The sequence below is a fragment of the Sphingobacterium sp. B16(2022) genome (assembly GCF_012030425.1).
Classification (GTDB): domain Bacteria; phylum Bacteroidota; class Bacteroidia; order Sphingobacteriales; family Sphingobacteriaceae; genus Sphingobacterium; species Sphingobacterium anhuiense.
In genome coordinates this window covers 29624-49707 of the sequence record NZ_JAAUVN010000007.1, presented here as the reverse complement: position 1 = coordinate 49707, position 20084 = coordinate 29624, and the positions used below count along the sequence as shown (strand labels likewise).

14 protein-coding genes are annotated in these 20084 nt (G+C 37.6%); 7 read left to right on the top strand and 7 right to left on the bottom strand.

From position 1 onward, the window contains the following. Window positions 1–136: 136 nt before the first annotated feature. From HCX49_RS23935 to HCX49_RS23925, 3 genes are all read left to right on the top strand, one after another. Window positions 137–2779: a putative LPS assembly protein LptD gene (locus tag HCX49_RS23935; protein ID WP_206368694.1), complete on the top strand. Its 2643-nt coding sequence runs from the start codon at window positions 137–139 to the stop codon at window positions 2777–2779. Between the two features lie 102 nt (window positions 2780–2881). Continuing rightward, window positions 2882–4144: a competence/damage-inducible protein A gene (locus tag HCX49_RS23930; protein ID WP_168128343.1), complete on the top strand. Its 1263-nt coding sequence runs from the start codon at window positions 2882–2884 to the stop codon at window positions 4142–4144. 107 nt (window positions 4145–4251) lie between these two features. Beyond that, window positions 4252–5643, top strand: a complete 1392-nt coding sequence (locus HCX49_RS23925) for a dihydrolipoamide acetyltransferase family protein (protein ID WP_168128342.1) — start codon at window positions 4252–4254, stop codon at window positions 5641–5643. Window positions 5644–5698: 55 nt separating this feature from the next. Here HCX49_RS23925 and HCX49_RS23920 read toward each other — a convergent pair whose 3' ends face one another. Then, window positions 5699–7054 carry an MATE family efflux transporter gene (locus HCX49_RS23920; protein ID WP_168128341.1) on the bottom strand — a complete coding sequence of 452 codons (1356 nt, stop codon included), beginning with the start codon at window positions 7052–7054 and terminating at the stop codon, window positions 5699–5701. A 208-nt stretch (window positions 7055–7262) separates the two neighbouring features. Here HCX49_RS23920 and HCX49_RS23915 point away from each other — a divergent pair, with 208 nt between their 5' ends. From HCX49_RS23915 to HCX49_RS23905, 3 genes are all read left to right on the top strand, one after another. After that, on the top strand, window positions 7263–7778 hold the full coding sequence (locus HCX49_RS23915; protein ID WP_168128340.1) for a twin-arginine translocase TatA/TatE family subunit: 516 nt from the start codon (window positions 7263–7265) through the stop codon (window positions 7776–7778). Window positions 7779–7874: 96 nt separating this feature from the next. Further along, window positions 7875–10121: a Tex family protein gene (locus HCX49_RS23910; RefSeq protein WP_168128339.1), complete on the top strand. Its 2247-nt coding sequence runs from the start codon at window positions 7875–7877 to the stop codon at window positions 10119–10121. Between the two features lie 63 nt (window positions 10122–10184). Next, complete coding sequence (locus HCX49_RS23905; RefSeq protein WP_021189637.1) at window positions 10185–10475, top strand: hypothetical protein; 291 nt, start codon at window positions 10185–10187, stop codon at window positions 10473–10475. A gap of 97 nt (window positions 10476–10572) precedes the next feature. Here the strand turns inward: HCX49_RS23905 and HCX49_RS23900 are convergent, their stop codons facing one another. The 6 genes from HCX49_RS23900 to HCX49_RS23875 form a co-directional block, all read right to left on the bottom strand. Further along, window positions 10573–12459, bottom strand: a complete 1887-nt coding sequence (locus HCX49_RS23900; protein WP_168128338.1) for a RagB/SusD family nutrient uptake outer membrane protein — start codon at window positions 12457–12459, stop codon at window positions 10573–10575. A gap of 12 nt (window positions 12460–12471) precedes the next feature. Next, window positions 12472–15693 (bottom strand): SusC/RagA family TonB-linked outer membrane protein, encoded by a 3222-nt coding sequence (locus HCX49_RS23895; protein WP_206368692.1) that lies wholly within the window; start codon window positions 15691–15693, stop codon window positions 12472–12474. 749 nt (window positions 15694–16442) lie between these two features. Next, complete coding sequence (gene cysM, locus HCX49_RS23890; RefSeq protein ID WP_132772112.1) at window positions 16443–17315, bottom strand: cysteine synthase CysM; 873 nt, start codon at window positions 17313–17315, stop codon at window positions 16443–16445. Window position 17316: 1 nt separating this feature from the next. Beyond that, window positions 17317–18126 (bottom strand): serine O-acetyltransferase, encoded by an 810-nt coding sequence (locus tag HCX49_RS23885; RefSeq protein WP_021189639.1) that lies wholly within the window; start codon window positions 18124–18126, stop codon window positions 17317–17319. A gap of 65 nt (window positions 18127–18191) precedes the next feature. Further along, complete coding sequence (locus HCX49_RS23880; RefSeq protein WP_021189640.1) at window positions 18192–18575, bottom strand: DUF3037 domain-containing protein; 384 nt, start codon at window positions 18573–18575, stop codon at window positions 18192–18194. Beyond that, on the bottom strand, window positions 18553–19350 hold the full coding sequence (locus HCX49_RS23875; protein WP_021189641.1) for a HipA family kinase: 798 nt from the start codon (window positions 19348–19350) through the stop codon (window positions 18553–18555). Before HCX49_RS23875 ends, HCX49_RS23880 begins: the two co-directional genes overlap by 23 nt. Window positions 19351–19537: 187 nt before the next feature. Between HCX49_RS23875 and HCX49_RS23870 the strand changes: the two genes are divergently transcribed. Beyond that, window positions 19538–20083 carry a DUF1599 domain-containing protein gene (locus HCX49_RS23870; protein WP_132844649.1) on the top strand — a complete coding sequence of 182 codons (546 nt, stop codon included), beginning with the start codon at window positions 19538–19540 and terminating at the stop codon, window positions 20081–20083. Window position 20084: the final 1 nt, after the last annotated feature.

Here is a 20084-nt window from a genome sequence, read left to right as displayed (position 1 = left end):
AATGTTATGAGTAATATTGTGGTACAAAAATAGGAAATGTTAATCTCGTTAAAAAACATCACTTTCTATTTGTTTTTGACTAATTTTGTCAAGCTTAGTTTAAATATTTTTACAAAAATAACATTTGTCTTTAATTTTGAAGTCGTTAACACACATTTTAACAATATTTCTTATTCTTTCGCTAAGTGTTTCTGCAACATTTTCGCAAGAAAAAACCCCCGTAAAGACAACGTCAAAGAGTCTAAAAGACTCTGTTTCGGTCAAAGGAACAACTGATTCCGTTCGTGTTAAACGAGATTCTACAATTATCGGCAAAGACAGTACCAAAAATAAGGGTGGATTGCAGGCGGAGGTCAGTATCATCGCCAGAGATTCACAACGTACGGAAGTCGATAAAAATATAAGTCACTTATATAGAGGTGCTAAAGTTAAGTATCAAGATTTTGAACTATCTGCCGATTATATTCGATTAGACCGAAATAAAAAACAAATATTTGCATCAGGTATTATCGACCATAATGGCAAGTATGTAGGGCGTCCTATTGTAATGACTGGAGCTGAAAGTCCTAAAACGGTCGACTCCCTCCTATATGATTACGAAAAACAAGAGGGTAATACCTACGGAATCATGACTGATGTAGAAGGAGGTTATATCCAGGCAAAGGTAGTTCGTAAGAATATTTACGATGAAATGTCGCTGTATCATGGACTGTATAGTACCTGTAATCTTCCAGAACCACACACACACTTCGGGATTTTTCTCAGCAAAGGTATTGTGACTAAAAACCAAATTATCGCAGGTCCATCCTATCTCGTATTACAGAACATCCCTTTAAAATTTATCGGTTTCCCGTTTGCCTTTTTCCCTAAACCGGACAAAAGATCTTCAGGTTTTTTATTTCCGTCATTTGGAGAAGACTATACCCGTGGATTTGCCATGCGTGACATCGGTTGGTATCTAGCTTTCAATGATTATTGGGATAGTGAAGTTCGAGGAAGCTTATATTCGAAAGGATCATGGGAAGCATCGATCAATACAAGATATACGGTCAACTATAAATATAATGGTGGATTCAATATCCGTTATGCCTCAACCAAAGCCGGAGTTGAAGGAACAGATAATTATGGGACTAACAAAGATTTCAATGTTACTTGGAACCATACACAGCGTCAGGAAGCAAATCCGGGAACCTCTTTTTCAGCAAATGTGAATTTTGGAACGGGATCATATTTTAGAAATACAGGTGCAAACGGAACCAATACGTATAACGATATCACCAAAAATAACATGTCTTCCTCCATTAGTTATGGTCGTGTATTTGCTGACGGAAAAGTTAACTTTACCTCGAGTCTGAGCCATCGCCAGGACATGAGTACAGGCAATGTCTATTTGCAACTTCCTAATTTCAGTTTAAACGTTTCTTCTTTCAATCCTTTTGATTCTAAAGACCGTGTAAATGAACAAAAGTGGTACCAACGTATCAACGTAGGATATAGTCTACAGGGAACTAATACCTTAAATACTGGCGACTCAACCTTATTTTCAAAACAGACCTTAAAACAATTTACAAACGGTTTTCAACATAATATCCCGATCAGTTTATCCCTAAATGTTAGTCATTTCCAATTCAACACAAGTGTGAATTACACGGAAAGATGGTATTTACAGAGTACCCGTCAGCGAATGGAGAATACCAAAGAAGGTTATGTTGCGGCCAAAGATACAGTACAAGGATTTAAAAGGGCTTATGATTATTCTGTATCAACCGGAGTATCTACCAAAATCTATGGTATGTATCCAAAAATCGGTAAAATACAGGCTATAAGGCATGTCATCACCCCATCTGTCAATTTAAACTACAGACCTGATTTTTCTGATTCGAAATATGGCTTCTATAAAAATTATGTTGATCAATATGGTATGTTAAACCAGTACTCTATTTTTCAGGATAATGTGTACGGCTCACCTTCGGCAGGTAAATCTATGGGAATCGGTTTCTCTGTTGATAATAATATCGAAGCAAAAGTAAAGAGTAAATCGGATACCACAGATGGTGGGTTTAAAAAGATTCCGATCCTACAGGGTTTATCATTTAGTGGAAACTACAATTTTGTGGCCGATTCCATGAAATTATCACCCATCTCTTTCTCTGGAAGAACTGCCGTATTTGGTGAAAAAATTAACATTAACTTCAACGGAACATTAGATCCCTATGCAATTGATCAAGCAGGACAACGCTATAACAAATATATGTTCAGTGATGGTAAACTTGCACGTTTGACCAATTTCGGTCTTTCATTTGATTATAGTTTCAATCCAAAGGCCTCAAAAAACAGAAATAATAACATCGATTCTTTACGTAACCAAATGGGAGCCAATATGACTCCGGAACAGGCACAGGCTCTATCCCGCATCAGTGCCGACCCGAATGCGTTTGTGAATTTCAATATACCTTGGAACTTAGCCGGATCATTTAGTTTCCAATATTCTAAGCCAGGTCATGTTTCGACCATCACGAGCACGGTAAATATTCATGGTGATTTTAGTTTAACGCCGAAATGGAAAGTAACCTTTAACTCGGGCTACGATCTAAAAGCAAAAGAGATATCGTTGACACAGTTTAATATCTATAGAGACCTTCACTGTTGGGATATGGCAATTGGATGGACACCTTTTGGAAGATACCAAAGTTATAACATTACGATAAGAGCTAAATCTTCAATCCTGCAAGATTTAAAACTTTCGAAAAGGAATAGTTCAGGTGGCAGTTATTTTTAATAACTGCTTTTTTTTAACATTTTTAATTGACCTAAAAGATTCAACGTTGAAATTCGGTAGCTTTTGCTCGCAACACCAGTACGTTTCTTTTATTATATATCCATGAAAGCACAAATTATAACCATAGGAGATGAAATCCTGATCGGTCAAATTATTGATACCAATTCAGCCTGGATAGCGACTCAGCTTCAAAACAATAATATCTCCGTAACACAGATCCTTTCGATCTCGGACAAAGAGGAAGCCATCTTCAATGCATTATCCAATAGTCAGGATCAGACGGATGTTGTACTTATTACAGGGGGATTAGGTCCTACGAAAGATGATATAACCAAGCAAACTGCGGCGAAGTATTTTAATACTTTCCTGCAACGCGATGAAAAAGTCTTACAGCATGTAACGCAATTTTTTGAAGCTCGTGGAAAAGAAATGCTGGAAATCAACAGACAGCAAGCGGATGTGTTAAAAGGATGTACTATCCTGTTCAATCAATACGGTACTGCTCCGGGTATGCTCATAAAAAAAGGTGCTACCACCTATATCTTTATGCCTGGTGTTCCTTTTGAAATGAAACATCTCATGAACACACAAGTATTACCCATACTTTGTAAACAAGATAACACAACTTATCTGGCACAGGAAAATATTATCGTTGGAGGAATTGGTGAATCTTATCTCGCTGAAAAAATAGCGGATCTAGAATCTGAATTACCTGCACATATTAAACTCGCATACTTGCCCACCCTTGCCTTTGTTAGGTTACGGCTATCGGGAACTGGATCTCATAAAGACGACATTACAAAAGAAACAAAAGAATTCGCAAGTAAGCTGATCGACAGACTTGCTGATCATGTCATTGCAAATCATGACACCTCAATAGAAAAGTTTTTAATTCACAAATTTATTCGTCTCCAGTTAACGTTAACAACAGCAGAAAGCTGTACGGGAGGCAGTCTTGCCGCTATGATAACGGCAGTGCCTGGCTGTAGTACGATGTATGTGGGTGGTACCGTTCCTTATTCGAATAAGCTAAAGCAACAGCTTTTGGATGTTAAAGAAGAAACACTGAGTCAATACGGAGCAGTAAGTGAACAGACTGTTATTGAAATGGCTCAAGGTGCTAAACATAAATTTGATACAAACTACGCGGTTGCAACCAGTGGAATTGCAGGGCCAACAGGAGGTACTCCAGAAAAGCCGGTAGGTACAGTTTGGATCGCAATTGCCGGTGAAAAAGAAACCATTGCCAGAAAGTTCCAATTTCAAAATGACAGAACAATAAATATCGAACGAACCAGACAATTAGCGCTTTTCATGCTTTGGCAATTACTTGTCAAAGAACATCAGATAGGCATTGATTTGTAAAATATTATTCCGCAAAAATTGATTTATCAAAAATTATATTTTACTTTGTAAAATATAAACCTTAAAATAACTAACTTAGTATTTAAAAGGATTGCAGTTGAATTATTATGGCATTATATAAATTATTACTTCCTAAAATGGGGGAAAGTGTATCTGAAGCTACTGTAACAAAATGGTTAAAACAACCAGGTGATACCATTAGTGAAGATGAAGCAATTTTAGAAATAGCAACTGATAAAGTCGATTCGGATGTACCTTCTCCAGTAAAAGGAATATTAAAAGAACAACTTTTTTCAATTGATCAAGTTGCACAAGTAGGTGATATAATTGCCATTATTGAGATCGAAGGTGACCAAGATGGAATAGAATCTCCAACAGTAGATACACAATCAGCATTAGAGAAAAATCAAGACAAAATAGAAGTTACTCCGACTACGATTCAGATTGAAGATAAAAAAATAGAAATACCAGGATTAAATCAGATTCAACCTGCTATTGAAAATCATCAGTCCAGCATTCATAATGGAATTAGATTCTATTCTCCTTTAGTCAAAAATATAGCTTCTCATGAAGGCTTAAGTCAACAAGAGTTAGATCAGGTTGTTGGAACAGGTTCTGAGGGACGTGTAACCAAAGAAGATATTTTAAAATATGTAACACGCAAAAGAGAGCAGACTGGCACTGATTATACTAGCACACGTGCAACTCAACCAGTAGCAACTGTTGTTCCCGAGAAAAAAGAACAGTATGCTGCAACTCCAGTTGAAACTGCTCATACTATAAATTCAGGCGGGGATGAAATCATCGAGATGGACCGTATGCGCAAGATCATCGCAGATCATATGGTGAAAAGTGTACAGACTTCACCACATGTATGTTCTTTTGTGGAAGCAGATGTTACTAATTTGGTCAACTGGCGCAATAAGGCGAAAGAGGTGTATAAAAAGAGAGATGGCGAAAATATCACCTTCACTCCTATTTTTATTGAAGCAATCGCTAAAGCGCTAAAAGACTTCCCTATGGTTAATATTTCTGTTGATGGGAATCATATTATCAAAAAGAAAAATATCAATATTGGAATGGCCGCCGCACTTCCAAATGGTAATCTAATTGTTCCTGTAATCAAAAATGCTGATCAATTAAGCTTAGTGGGACTTAGCAAATCTGTCAATGATCTGGCTAATCGCTCACGTGCTAACAAGTTAAAACCTGATGATACCCAAGGTGGAACATTTACCTTTACTAATATTGGTGCTTTTGGAAATATCATGGGTACACCTATTATCAATCAGCCTCAAGCAGCTATTCTGGCAGTAGGTACGATTAAAAAGAAACCTGCTGTTATTGAAACAGAACATGGTGATCTAATTGGCATTAGACAGATGATGTATCTTTCGCTATCTTATGATCATCGTGTCATAGATGGAGCATTGGGAGGAACATTTTTGAAGAGAGTGGCCGATTATTTAGAGAACTGGGATATTAACCGTGAAATCTAACGTTTTATAGCATAAAAAAAGGCTTCTGTTAAATTAAAAGAAGCCTTTTTTTATGCTAAGCATTCAAATGTTTATGAATTACAATACGGTAACGCCAGTACAATAAAACAGACGATGTGAGCAAGCCCAAAGTCAAACCATACCAGATTCCTTCGACGCCCATGCCTAAATGAACTCCCATAAAATATCCACTTGGCAATCCGATGATCCAATAGGCAATAAAAGTGATTAATGTCGGTATATTGACATCGCCCATACCTCTTAGTATGCCCAAACCTACAACCTGAGTTCCATCAAAAAGCTGAAATAATCCCGCTATAATTAACAAGTGAGCTGCAATAGTAACGACTGCCATGTCCTGTGTGAAAATAAAAGGAAGGTAGTTATTAAAGATAGCAAAAAGTGATGCCGTCAATGTCATAAATACTAAAACCAATTGATAAGAGGAAACTGCAAAACGCTGTAAACGAAAGAAGTTTTTGTTACCAAAGCTATTCCCTGTTTTAATAGTTGCAGCCGCCGCAATGCCACTTGCCATCATATAAGTCATAGCAGCTAATTGAATAGCAACCTGATGTGAAGCTTGCTCAACAGCACCGATAGTTCCTGCAATCAATGAGGCTCCTGCAAATGCACCGATTTCAAAGACATATTGCATGGCTACAGGTGCTCCTATTTTCAAAATTTTTCGAATCCGGATAAGATCAACAGCCCATAGCTTAAATTTGCTGATGTAGGGCTGAAAATAAGAAGATCTCATAACATAGAACAACATGACGACCATCATCATAATACGGTCGATCAACGTACTGTATCCTACCCCACTGACGCCCATAGGTTTGATACCAAACATTCCTTTAACAAAAATAACGGCCAAGATAATGTTCAGAACATTGCCCCATATGGTAATATTCATGGCTTGTTTAGTAAAACCTAAACCTTCAGCAAATTGCTTAAATGCACTGAAAATCATCAAAGGAAAGATAGATAAACTCAGAATAAGTAAATAAGGTTTCGCCTCTTTTACCACCGCAGGATCTTGGTCTAGATGATCAATAGCCAACATAGAACCAAAATATACGAGGCAAAATAAGAGTATCCCTGCTATGGCATTCATCCAAATACTATTCGAAAGCAACTTGGCACATTCTTCTTTATTACCACGTCCATTTTCCTGAGCAATTAATGGGGTAATTCCGTAAGCAATACCCAAACCGATAACCATAACGACCATAAAGACCGCATTGACCAGGGATACCGCAGCCAAAGGAACTGTACCTGCAAAATGCCCTACAATGACACTGTCTGCCATATGTACCATGGTATGACCAAGTTGAGAGATCACGACTGGTCCCGCCAGTATAAAAGTGCTCCAATAATAAGGCTTGTAAGATTTTAATCGCTTCAACATATTTTCCCGCTACTTAATTTGAAAAGATTCCAAAAGTACGAGATTTTTCCCAATCCTACATTTCTTATCTATCAATAAATCATAATGAAAATGTCAAATTAGCACACTAAATTTTTACAATTGAAATGTTAATATTTCCTTAAACACTATTTCATTTTTAAAATATTGCTGTAACTTAGCATTTATAATTTATTAAAACGATAGTAAAATGTACAGTCAAATATTTGCATTTCTTAACATAGGAACATCAGAAATGATGTTGATTCTGGTTATCGCTCTTTTATTATTTGGGGGTAAAAAACTTCCTGAATTGGCAAGAGGTCTAGGGCGTGGGATCAGAGAGTTTAAAGATGCTTCAGAAGGTATCAAAAGAGAAATTTCCGATCAAATTAATAATTTCGAAAAAGACATTGATTTAAAAATAGAGGAAAATCCTTTGGCAGAAGCCCAAGCAGCAGAACAAAAAGTAAAAGAAGAGGCTGAAGCGGAGAACAAAGAAGAGTCCGAAAAGAAAACGCCTCAGTTTACAGCACCTGAAGGAACTATGCAGTATAGTCGTCAGCCTGAATATGGTGAAGAACCAAACCATTTTCAATATGGTTACAACGATCATTTTGCAGATAACGGACAAACAGCGGCAACTGAGGATAATACAACTGAATCTGTTGAAAAAACAGCAGTTGATCCAGCTAAAAAAGCAGAAGAGCCTTCCAAAGAAGCATAAGTTTAAGCCTATTATTTTCAATAAGATATCGTCAAATAAAGCTGTTGGATTATTTCCAGCAGCTTTCTATTTTAATAAATATTACATTCCCTATTTATGACACACGAAATTATAGTTTCGAAGGAATTAGCGATTAGCGAAAAACAAGTACAAACAACAATCGGATTATTAGATGAAGGTGCTACAGTACCTTTCATCTCACGTTATAGAAAAGAGATGACGGGCAGTCTAGATGAAGTACAAATTACGACCATCCGTGACCGTATTCAACAATTACGTGACTTAGATAAAAGAAGGGACGCCATCTTAAAATCAATCTCAGATCAAGGAAAATTAACTCCAGAACTAGCGTTAAAAATCCAGCATGTAGAGACGATGGCAAATCTAGAAGACATTTACCTTCCCTACAAGCCTAAACGTAAAACACGTGCAAGTATGGCCCGAGAAAAGGGACTGCAACCGCTTGCTGACCTGCTATTAGCGCAGGAACGTACAGATTTCACCGATTTAGCGACATCACTTATCGATGAAGAAAAAGGTGTCAACTCGATCGAAGAGGCACTTTCTGGTGCACGCGATATTATTGCCGAGACAATTGCTGAAAATGCAGAAGTAAGAGATAAAGCGCGTAAAATATTTGTGGACAAAGGCCAGTTTGTATCTCGGGTAGTTCCAGGAAAAGAAGAAGCCGCTTTAAAATATAAAGATTACTACGAATGGTCAGAATCATTAAAAAATGCACCTTCACATCGTGTCTTGGCCATGCGTCGTGGTGAGAAAGAGGAACTTCTCTATTTGGACATCGAAGTTGCTGAAGAGGAAGTTCTTCCTGCAATTGACCACCTTTATATCAAAACTAATAATGAAGCGGCGGCGCAAGTTCGCTTAGCTTTGACAGACAGCTTTAAAAGACTATTAAAACCTTCTATGGAAACTGAAATTCGGGTTTTAACACGTCAGAAAGCGGATGAAGAAGCAATCAAGGTATTTGCAGATAATGTACGTCAACTACTTTTGGCGGCCCCATTGGGACAGAAAAGAATTTTAGCAATCGATCCTGGATTTAGAACGGGTTGTAAAACTGTAGTTTTAGATCAGCAAGGAGCTTTATTAGAAAATACGGCTATATTTCCACATAGTGGTGCTGGTGGTCTAGCTGAAGCAACACGTACTATACCTTATTTAGTAAAAAAATATGATATCGAAGCCATTGCTATCGGTAATGGAACAGCAGGAAGGGAAACAGAAGATTTCATCCGTAAACTGAATCTAGATCAAGTTACTATTGTGATGGTTAATGAAAGTGGCGCTTCTATTTACTCTGCTTCAGAAACTGCACGAGATGAATTTCCGGATCAGGATATCACGGTACGTGGCGCTGTCTCTATTGGTCGCAGGTTGATGGATCCGCTAGCAGAGTTGGTGAAAATCGATCCAAAATCGATCGGTGTAGGACAATATCAACATGACGTTGATCAAAACAAATTACAGAGCTCACTTGACGATACAGTTATGAGCTGTGTGAACAATGTAGGTGTTGAATTAAATACTGCATCAAAACAAATTCTAGCTTACGTATCTGGTTTAGGTCCTGCTTTGGCACAATCGATCATCAATTATAGAAAAGAAAACGGACCTTTCAAATCACGTCGTGAATTGAAGAAAGTACCGAGGTTGGGAGATAAAGCTTTTGAACAGGCCGCCGGATTTTTACGCATCCGCAATGCTGAAAATCCTTTAGATGCATCAGCAGTACATCCTGAACGCTATAAATTAGTCGAGCAAATGGCTAAAGATCTTAAAACAAGTGTTCATGAGCTGTTGAGTAATGCCGAACTAAGGAAAACAATACCATTGAAAAATTATATCTCTGATGAAGTTGGTCTACCGACACTGAATGATATCATCGCCGAATTGGCAAAACCAGGACTGGATCCACGTGAAAAATTCGAAGCTTTCGCTTTTACTGATGGTGTAAATGCAGTATCGGATTTAAGGGTAGGAATGAAATTACCAGGTATCATAACGAATATTACTAATTTTGGTGCTTTCGTTGATATTGGCGTTCACCAAGATGGACTGGTACATTTGAGCCAACTGTCGAACCGTTTTATTTCTGATCCGCACGAAGTAGTAAAAGTACAACAACATGTAGAGGTTACAGTAACCGAAATTGATGAGAAAAGAAATCGTATCGGCCTTTCTATGAAAACAAATGACGCAACCTCATCACCAAAACAGAAGCGTGAGCCAAAAAGTTTTCACAACAAAGAGCGAAAAGAAAAAGAACCTGAGACTGATATGGCTTCAAAATTAGCCGCATTAGCAAGCAGATTTAAATAACATAAAAGGGTGATTTTAATAAAATCACCCTTTTATGTTGACATTATTCGCTATTTTAGAAGCATGTTAACATTTGAAAAATTTTCATCTTCCACCGTATTGGCAGTTCCACCGTCTGAACTTTCTATATGGCTCGAATCACTTTGGTGGGATAAAAAAGGTGATTGGCAAAAAGCCCATGATTTAATCGATCATCTACAAGATTCAAAATCGGCACATGTGCATGCTTACCTACACCGCAAAGAAAAAGATCTTTGGAATGCACGCTACTGGTATAACCGAGCTAAGAAATCTGAATTTATAGGCTCACTTGACGACGAATGGGAACAATTGGTTCGCATTCATTTATTTTAACAAAAAAAAGGTTATCTCAAATAAGCACGATGAAACTTTTATAATTAAAGTCATGACTTACTAAAGATAACCCATTTTATTAATTAGCTAATTAAAACTAGTAACCCGGGTTTTGAATCAACTTGGTATTTCTATTCATTTCATCTCGGTGAATGGATATGAAATACATTTTATCCAACCAATTTCTATTTTCTATCCCAGGTGCAATTGTATTCACTTTATAAGAGTAGCTATAATTGTCTGTATTATATTGGTAAAGACTCACAAGCTTACCCGCTTTTAAAGTCCCAAAAATATTAATTAAAGTAACTTGTCTCCCGATCGTTTCCTTGGCATTCATCCAACGGCGTGTATCAAAGAAGCGGTGTTCCTCATAAGCCAATTCAACACGTCTTTCATTACGGTACCGATCTTTTAATTTTTGTCCAGATTCATCGTTATCAATTGCAGGCATTCCGGATCTGAACCGAATTTTATTGAGCCATGTACGTGCTTCAGCATCCTCTCCCAATTCAAGACAAGCTTCTGCATAATTCAGTACGGCCTCAGTATAACGAAGTACTGGCCACGGCACACGTTGTCTGGTATTTTGATCAACAATCGCAGGATCCGCATCAACAAACTTACGCATATAATATCCCGTATAACTACCATTCCAATCTTCAACCGGAGAATTACGCGTATCTAACCCATACTGGATGACTTTCGCTCCCTTATCATTGATTACCTCATATTGACCTGTTTGGATTTGATTCGCAGGATCTCTCTTCTTAACATCATCTGTTCTTGGTTTCCAAGTAGCACCGTCATATAATATAGAAGCTCCAAGGCGAGGATCACGATTGGTATATATGTTTGCTGCGTGAACAGAATTATTCCAATTAAATTTTTCACCGGACAAAGTTTCATAATCATCAACCAGCAATTGCGTAGGACTATTCCCTGCCCAGTTATGATAGCCATTAGGTCCATTGTTACGCCCTACATAAGCACCACCTTCATCTTTCAAGTCATTAAAGAATCTTCCTAAAATTAAATCCCGTTTTGCATCAGCATCGGCAATTTTTGAATTCCCTCCCATCGCTAACGCGATATAATTTGCTCTCCCTTCTAAAGGAGAAACCGGTTCTGATAAGTTTAGTTTATATGCCAGTTCAGATTTATCCAGCACCGCCTTTGCTGCTGCTTTAGCTTTTTGCCATCTCTCTGTACGATTTCCAGATACATAACCTAGCAGTTCTGGGTTAGCATATGCTGATATAGTTGAAGATTTGGTCTTTGCCGTTGGTACATCATGCAAATCGGAAGCCGCATAAAGTAACACACGAGCTTTTAGAGCTAAAGCTGCAGCCTCATTGGTACGACCATCTACTTTTGCCACCCCACTCAATAAAGTAACTGCCTGTTCGCAATCTTTAACAATGAAATTGACGCACTCTTCATACGTATTTCGAGCAGCAGTATAATCCGTATCTTCAAGCGTATAAATCTTGGTAATCAATGGAATTGCACCATAGAAACGCAAAAGTTGCTGATAGTAATAGGCTCTTAAGAAATAAGCCTCTCCCAACATCTGTTTCGCTAGCGCTTCATTATTGAATTTTGGCGTAATAAGATTTTCGATCGCAATATTAGTCGCGCGGATACGCTTATACATATTCCCATACTCATATGAATCAACAATCCAGCCCTGATCCGCTGGATTGGACCTACTCTCCGTAATGGTATTGATTCCTCTACCCGGATGGGTAAACATGGACTCGTCTGTCAACGAGGCTAACATCTGTTCGTTAAAACCTCCCTGTCCAAATCCATTATATAGATCATTTACAAATGCCTGAGCGAGTCCTGCATCTGTCCATACAAGCTCTTTTGGAACCTCTGCCAATGGTTTGGTATTGACAAAATCATCATTACAGCTGGCAAATAATCCTGTAAATAATAATGCAGAAATCGGTATATAAAATAATTTTATTGTTTTCATAATGATAGCGAATTAAAAAGATAAAAGTATCCCTGTGTTGATTAATCGAGCTTGAGGATAGTAATGCCCTAAAGTATTAGTCGATTCAGGATCATACATTTTCAATTTGGACCAAGTAACTAAGTTCATACCGCTCGCATAAACTCTAAAACTTGAAATACCTAAGCGTTCCACAAGTTTCGCACTTAGATTATATCCTATTTCCACATTTTTTAGACGCAGGTAATTGTTTGAATGCAACCAATAGGTATTGTCTTTGGAATAGTACTGATCCGAACGATCGGTGATACGCGGATGTTCAGAACTAGGATTATCGATCGTCCATCTATTTTCATAAAATTCATGTAAGTAATTACCAATTGCACCAGATTCATCTGTCGCTATCCGAACTTCTCCACCCATAGCCCCTTGAAATAAGATGGATAGATCAAAATTCTTATACCGTAATCCCAGATTCAAACCACCTTGAAAAGTTGGATTCGTATTCTTATTTGTCCGCACACGATCATCCGGCGTAATCTTTCCGTCTCCATCATAATCTTTATACTTCATATCACCAGGTCTTAGATTATTCGTAATTGCCGAATAATCCAAGGTATTAGAGTTGATCTCTTCCTGACTTTTAAATACACCATCATATTGATAATACAACCCGGAATTGATCACTCTACCAGTTGTCTGCTGCCAAGATGGTGCTCCAGCAGCTTCATCCCAGAATACAATTTTATTTTTAGCATACCCACCATTGATGGAAGCACTATATCCCCAATCGCCTTTCTGATCGCGATAACCTAAATTAAACTCCCATCCTTTGTTATCAACTTTGCCGATGTTCTCAGCAGGTAACGTCATACCCGTACTTTGAGGAATAGATGCATTACGTCTCCATAGGATTGAGTTTCTTCTATTTTTAAAAACATCAAACTCAAAGTTAATCTTACCCCCTAAAAGCTGCGCATCAATACCTAAATTATAATTATTAGCAACCTCCCAAGTAATGAAATTATTTGGGACACGGCTTTCGTATAGGGTTTTAATCATTTCATCGCCAAGAATATAAGATCCAAATTTATAAGTGGAGAAGAATTGATATTCTTGTAGGAGATCATCATAAAAGACATTATCATTTCCCATCTGACCATAAGATGCTCGTATCTTAAAATAATTAATGGCTTTTATATTATCCTTCCAAAATCCTTCTTCTGAAGCGACCCAACCTAACATCGCCCCTGGAAAAAATCCATAACGCGTTTTCTCCGGGAACATATAAGAACCATCATAACGCCATAGCAACTCAGCAATGTACTTCGATTTATAATTGTAATTGATCCTTCCAAAATAATTCAATCTTGCACGCTCCCATGCACTACCGTCATTATTCTTCTCGGCATCACCACCAGCAAACAGATAATCGACCTTATCCGATAAGAAATAGCGTCGATAAGCTGAAAAGTTATCATTTTGGATTGTTTCTCTGTTTACCCCAGCTAGTATATTGAACGTGTGATCACCAATGACCTTATCATAAGTCAGCACACCGCCCAGCAATATATTCAACTGATCTTCATCAGATTGGTTTAACCGTGGATCTGCCGGACCTCTTTTGCCCGCTACCAATTGTGGAGTTACTCCATCAGCTTCATAAGCTCCCTGCCAAGTATACAGGTACCACGGCGTCTCCCAACGTTTAATTTTCTTAATGTATTTATCGACAGCTGCATTACCAGAAAACTTCAAGCCTTCTATCCAAGGAATTGTGATATCAATCTGTCCATTGGTTTGAAAATAATATCTTTTATCGCGTTCATAACCTGTTTCGTTAGTCGTGATCACAACAGGATTTTCACCATTTTCAATGTCAGGTCCAGGCATTCCATTTGGCCAATAAGCTGGTTGTGTAGGATTACCCCGCATCAACATTCTAAAGATGGTACCCGCTCCTTTGGTTGGGAAATTTCTATTTTCTTGACGCCCTAAAACTCCAAATTTGGTTGTGATGTATTTACTTATCTTGGCATCCAAGTTAATTCTTAAGTCATATTGTTTATATCCGGTTGCAGATTTTTTATAGTAGGCATCTTGATTCTGATATCCAATTGAGGTTAGATATTTCACCGCATCATTTCCTCCGGTAATCTGTACATTATGCTTCTCTTGAGGAGACCAATTCTTTAAGGTTTCCCCATACCAATCTGTATTAGGATGTCCCCAGGGATCACTGCCATCTTTAAATAATTGAACATCTTCTGGTGTAAAAGGAGCGGAAACAGCTGTATTGTTTGGACGGATAAAAGTACCGGTCGTTTTGAAGGCATTTTGTGCCGCAGCCCACTCTGCTACCGGTAATTTATAAATCTCGAGTTCATTTCGCAATTCGGAGTATTCAACGGCATCTGTCAATTTTGGAATGACCGTCGGTTGTGAAAATCCCTTATTAAAATTATACGATAATTTAGGTTTTCCGTTTGTTCCCCTTTTTGTCGTTACCAAAATAACTCCATTTGCCGCTCTGGCACCATAAATGGCTGCAGAGGCATCTTTTAAAACTGAAATATTATCAATATCTGCCGGATTTAATCTTTCAAAACCACCTTGGCGTGCCGGAATTCCATCAATAACAATTAGTGGACTCGAATTTCCTAAGGTATTGGTTCCGCGGATACTTATAGTTGACCCATCATAGCCGGGTTCTGCAGATCCATTCGTCGCAATTACCCCCGGCACCCGGCCTGCTAAGGCATTGGAAACATTGAGAGCTGGTGATTTTGATAGTTCAGAACCTTTTACAGCGACTACAGATCCTGTAACAGTTTCCTTCTTTTGCACCCCATAACCAACCACAACCACTTCTTCTAGGTTGGCGCTGGAACTAATGAGACTCACCATAATGCTGGTTCTTCCTTTAACTTCTTCATCTGTAGAAGTCATTCCGATCATTCGAAAATTCAACTTTCCGTCACTTGGAACATTTGTCAAAACGTACTCCCCTTTTTGATTTGTCTTGGTAGCGATATTTGTCCCTACAACAGATACAGTGACACCCTCAATTGGTGAACCATCATCTGTATTAGTGACAATGCCACTAACTGAAATCTTTTCTTGAGTCGAACTCATAAAAGTTAAACTCTTTGGATTTGCAAGCACTGGTGATTGGCAGATTGTAGATAAAGAGACGATAGCTCCCATCCAAAAGGCTTTCTTCCATTGCTGTTGACCTAAATTAAGATTGCTCATAATTTTTTAGTTTGGTTTAAAATAGTTGATGTTAATTAAATTAGGTAAACAGACTGTTTCTATTGGAAGTATACCAATAGTCTATTAAACAAGACCGTTATTTAATTTAATCGGTTTAAATTGGTAATGTATACAAAACACTAAGGCTGTATTATGTACACCAACTAAGTTATATCAAATTAAAGTTGTCTAAAAAGAAAAATATATCCTTTTATAAAAAAAATAGTTAAATTTCTCATTACCAGGAAAGTAAAAGTTGAAGAGTTTTTTTACCGTGTAACAGATGTTTGGCCGCAATAAGTTATTAACAATTTAATGTTAATAACTAACATAACGTGTTAATAATTGTAGTAATCTTAACTTATTAACACTTGGCTATTCACATATATTCTAGTTATTTATGGACAGTATAAATGAGTTTAAAAAGATTATCAAAAGAAGTATAAATGTTTAATACTTTTTTTTGTAAAACTTAAATTTAAAAAATAAAGCATTAAATACCATTTAATCAGCCACAAAGCAATAAATCCGGCATAAATAACTTATTCACATTTATGTTAAAAAATGTGGATAATATAAAATACCAATCTTATAGTTATCAACAATATTAATTCACAATGTGGATAACTTCAAGTAGAGAATCATCAAATCTGATTAAAAAGTAAAGATCTAGAAAATGAAATAACAAGGTAAAAAAAAGAGTCATCCGGAAGGGATGACTCTTTTTTCTAAAATTATAATAATACTACTTAGGCAAATAAGTCTGAGCTTAAATAACGGTCACCCCGATCACATGCAATAAATACAATAGTTCCTTCTTCAATTTCATTTGCTACCTTCAATGCGGCCGCAAATGCTCCTCCAGAACTCATACCTGCAAATATACCCTCCCTTTTCACTAACTCACGAGCCATCTCAGTAGATTCTTTCTGCGAGATATCTAGGATACGGTCGACACGAGAAGCGTCAAATATCTTCGGAAGATATTCCTCAGGCCAGCGACGAATCCCCGGAATGGATGACTCCTCAGTTGGTTGACAACCGACGATCTGTATTTCAGGATTTTTCTCCTTCAGATATATAGAGTTCCCCATTATCGTACCGGTAGTACCCATTGCACTAACAAAATGTGTAATCTTTCCTGCGGTATCACGCCAGATCTCCGGACCTGTAGTTTTAATATGTGCTTTATAATTATCGGGATTTGCGAACTGGTTTAAAATAAAATAATCTCCTGTGGCAGCTTTATCTTCCGCATAATCACGACAGATCTCCATGCTCTCTAATAATGTGACCTGTGCACCAAATGCCTGCATCGTTAATGTCCGTTCGCGCGTAGAAGTAACGGGCATTACTAGTTCTAAACTTAGGCCATAAATACCTGCAATCATAGCGAGTGCAATACCCGTATTTCCACTCGTTGCTTCAATCAACTTTGTATCCTTCGTAATTTCACCTCTTTCCATAGCCGATCGAATCATATTCAATGCAGCACGGTCTTTTACACTACCTGCAGGATTATTTCCTTCCATTTTAGCGTAAATCTTCACATTTCGATTACTATGAAATTTTGTGATTTCAACTAAAGGAGTATTGCCAATGGTATCAATGATATTTCCCATATTAAATTAAAGGTTTGGAATCTATAAATTTAGAATTTGCTTGATGATAGACAGTTGTATAAGGCTCTACAGAATTTGTCAACCACACATTTCCCCCGATAACGGAGTGATGGCCTACAACAGTATCGCCACCTAATATGGTTGCTCCCGAGTAAATAATGGTATGATCTTCGATTGTAGGATGCCTTTTCACATTGCATAAAATTTTCTCAACACTCAATGCGCCTAGCGTCACCCCCTGATAAAGCTTTACATAATTTCCGATAACACAGGTTTCACCTACGACTAAACCTGTACCATGATCAATATAAAGATGATGGCCGATAGTTGCTGCCGGATGAATATCAATGCCCGTCTTCGAATGCGCGTGCTCTGTTAAAATACGGGGTATCAAAGGAACACCAAGACGGTGAAGTCTATTTGCGATCCGAAAAATACTTATTGCGAAAAAACCGGGATATGTACGAATAACTTCCCGTTGATTCTTTGCTGCCGGATCGCCTGCTATTAAAGCATCAGCGTCTGAACACATCAATTCATATAATTGTGGTAATGATTGAAAAAAATCACGTGCAACAAGCGAGTGATCACATGCTTCACAAGCCTTTGATTTACTTAACAGTTGCTCTAATTCAAGCTCAGCTTGCTGAAAAGCAAGTTGCACTTCTGCGACAGATTTTATCCCACCTGCATTTCGCTCTGGAAATAACAGATCTAAGATCCCTACTGCCCAGCCTGATATTTTTTTATTGGAAGGCATTTCAAATACCTCCAATTGTTTTTGATAAATGTGTTCGTAAAAATCATTCATGGGTGTAATCCCTTTATGTAATAGTACAAATATACTATACTTATATGGTAGATAAAATATACAATTTATAAAACCAGCTTGTTAAAAAGAAGTTGTAAAGTTTCTGCCGGATCTTCACATAAACCGGGGTGTACCGGAGAACACTGGATAATTGTGCTTCGATTGGCGGTCAGCCATCTGAAACGTTCTGTCTGATCCAACGCAGCTAATTTGCCACCATCTTTTGCTCCTGTACATATTTTCACAAAAGATTCAAGATGAGCCTTTATCATTTCTATATCCATATCCGGAAATAAAGATCTGGCGCGCACTTCATCGATATCAAACAGAACATTTGCAAATCGGTATTTCCGGCAATATAACGCCACACCAACATTAATAAACTCTTCACGCTCCACACGTGGTACTAAGCGTACCACCGCATACTCATATAATGTTTTTTCGGGCATCTTCAATTTGATTTAAAAAATGATCAGCATGTGCTAAGCGCTTCATCAAAAAGGACACGTAAACTTCTCCCGCCTCAGCTGCAGATAAATCTCTCGATTCATCAACTAACCATTCACTTGGTATGATATCCACTATATTACGGATCACTTCTTCGGTTAATAAAGAACGGTATTGTCGGTCCACCGATTCAACTTGGTTGGCGTTCTTTAATAACACATGATCTTTTATCTGCACAAAGGGTTTTATAGCTTGCTCTTCCCAATTGTCCCAACTATGGTGGAAATATAAGGAAGCTCCATGATCAATCAACCATAATTCTTTATGCCAGATCAGCATGTTTGTATTACGGACCGTACGATCAACATTCATCAACAACGCATCGAGCCAGACAATTCGAGATGCTTCTTCAGGACTTATCTGATCAACATTGGCATCAAAAGTAATGGCCCCATTTAAAAAATGAACACCTAGATTTTTGCCAACACTAAATTTTAATAAATCTTGAATTTCCTCATCAGGTTCGGTTCTGGCAAAAGATTCATCCAAATCTGCAAAAACCATTTCAGGCATTCTGAGATTAAGAACACGGGCAATCTCTCCGCCTATCAACTCTGCAATTAAAGCTTTCTTTCCCTGTCCGGCACCTCTGAACTTAATCACGTAACTAAAGCCATCATCTGCATCGGCCAATGCCGGCAAAGAACCTCCTTCACGAAAAGGCTGTATGTAGCGGGTAATTCTAACTTCTCTTATTTCAGGTTTTTTAATTATCATCTGTCATCCTTTTATAATTTACCGATACTCAAGCGATAAATCCTTAAATCAAATATCAACATTTTTATTTTTTATTAGCGATATTCAGCTAAATTGGACATAATTGTGACGCATAAAAATGGTTAATTCTAATTATATTTGTAACAATAGTTCACTCACTTTCTCGTGAAATACGCAAATAATAGTTATGAATACGACTCAGGAATACAATACAGTTATCGAGCACTGCCAAGATTTATTTATCAAGAAAACGAAAGATTATGGAACAGCCTGGCGTATTATGCGACTTCCTTCTATAACCGATCAAATTTATATTAAAGCACAACGCATTCGTACTTTAGAGATCAAAAAAGTATCTAAAGTTGGGGAAGGTATTTTGGAAGAATATGTGGGTATCATCAACTATTGTATTATGGGTATGATTCAGCTCGAATTGGGTGAAGATGGTGAAGAAAATTTAAGTCCAGAATTTGTAAATGAAAAATACACGGAAAAAGTAAATGAAACACGTGACCTTATGCTTGCTAAAAATCACGATTATGGCGAAGCATGGCGCGATATGCGAATTTCTTCGTTAACAGATCTGATACTCATGAAAATTCACCGTGTGAAACAAATTGAAGACAATAACGGCGCCACCATCGCCTCCGAAGGAATTCATGCCAATTATCAAGATATGTTAAATTATGCCGTTTTTGCACTTATAAAAATGGGGTTAGCTCAATCAAACTAAA

What these genes read in the sequence shown, in the direction of transcription:
- HCX49_RS23885 (WP_021189639.1), bottom strand. Translation starts at nt 18,126, where the DNA reads ATGAATGATTTTTACGAACACATTTATCAAAAACAATTGGAGGTATTT.
- HCX49_RS23910 (WP_168128339.1), top strand. Translation starts at nt 7,875, where the DNA reads ATGACACACGAAATTATAGTTTCGAAGGAATTAGCGATTAGCGAAAAA.
- HCX49_RS23930 (WP_168128343.1), top strand. Translation starts at nt 2,882, where the DNA reads ATGAAAGCACAAATTATAACCATAGGAGATGAAATCCTGATCGGTCAA.
- HCX49_RS23900 (WP_168128338.1), bottom strand. Translation starts at nt 12,459, where the DNA reads ATGAAAACAATAAAATTATTTTATATACCGATTTCTGCATTATTATTT.
- HCX49_RS23880 (WP_021189640.1), bottom strand. Translation starts at nt 18,575, where the DNA reads ATGCCCGAAAAAACATTATATGAGTATGCGGTGGTACGCTTAGTACCA.
- HCX49_RS23920 (WP_168128341.1), bottom strand. Translation starts at nt 7,054, where the DNA reads ATGTTGAAGCGATTAAAATCTTACAAGCCTTATTATTGGAGCACTTTT.
- HCX49_RS23905 (WP_021189637.1), top strand. Translation starts at nt 10,185, where the DNA reads ATGTTAACATTTGAAAAATTTTCATCTTCCACCGTATTGGCAGTTCCA.
- cysM (WP_132772112.1), bottom strand. Translation starts at nt 17,315, where the DNA reads ATGGGAAATATCATTGATACCATTGGCAATACTCCTTTAGTTGAAATC.
- HCX49_RS23915 (WP_168128340.1), top strand. Translation starts at nt 7,263, where the DNA reads ATGTACAGTCAAATATTTGCATTTCTTAACATAGGAACATCAGAAATG.
- HCX49_RS23875 (WP_021189641.1), bottom strand. Translation starts at nt 19,350, where the DNA reads ATGATAATTAAAAAACCTGAAATAAGAGAAGTTAGAATTACCCGCTAC.
- HCX49_RS23925 (WP_168128342.1), top strand. Translation starts at nt 4,252, where the DNA reads ATGGCATTATATAAATTATTACTTCCTAAAATGGGGGAAAGTGTATCT.
- HCX49_RS23895 (WP_206368692.1), bottom strand. Translation starts at nt 15,693, where the DNA reads ATGAGCAATCTTAATTTAGGTCAACAGCAATGGAAGAAAGCCTTTTGG.
- HCX49_RS23870 (WP_132844649.1), top strand. Translation starts at nt 19,538, where the DNA reads ATGAATACGACTCAGGAATACAATACAGTTATCGAGCACTGCCAAGAT.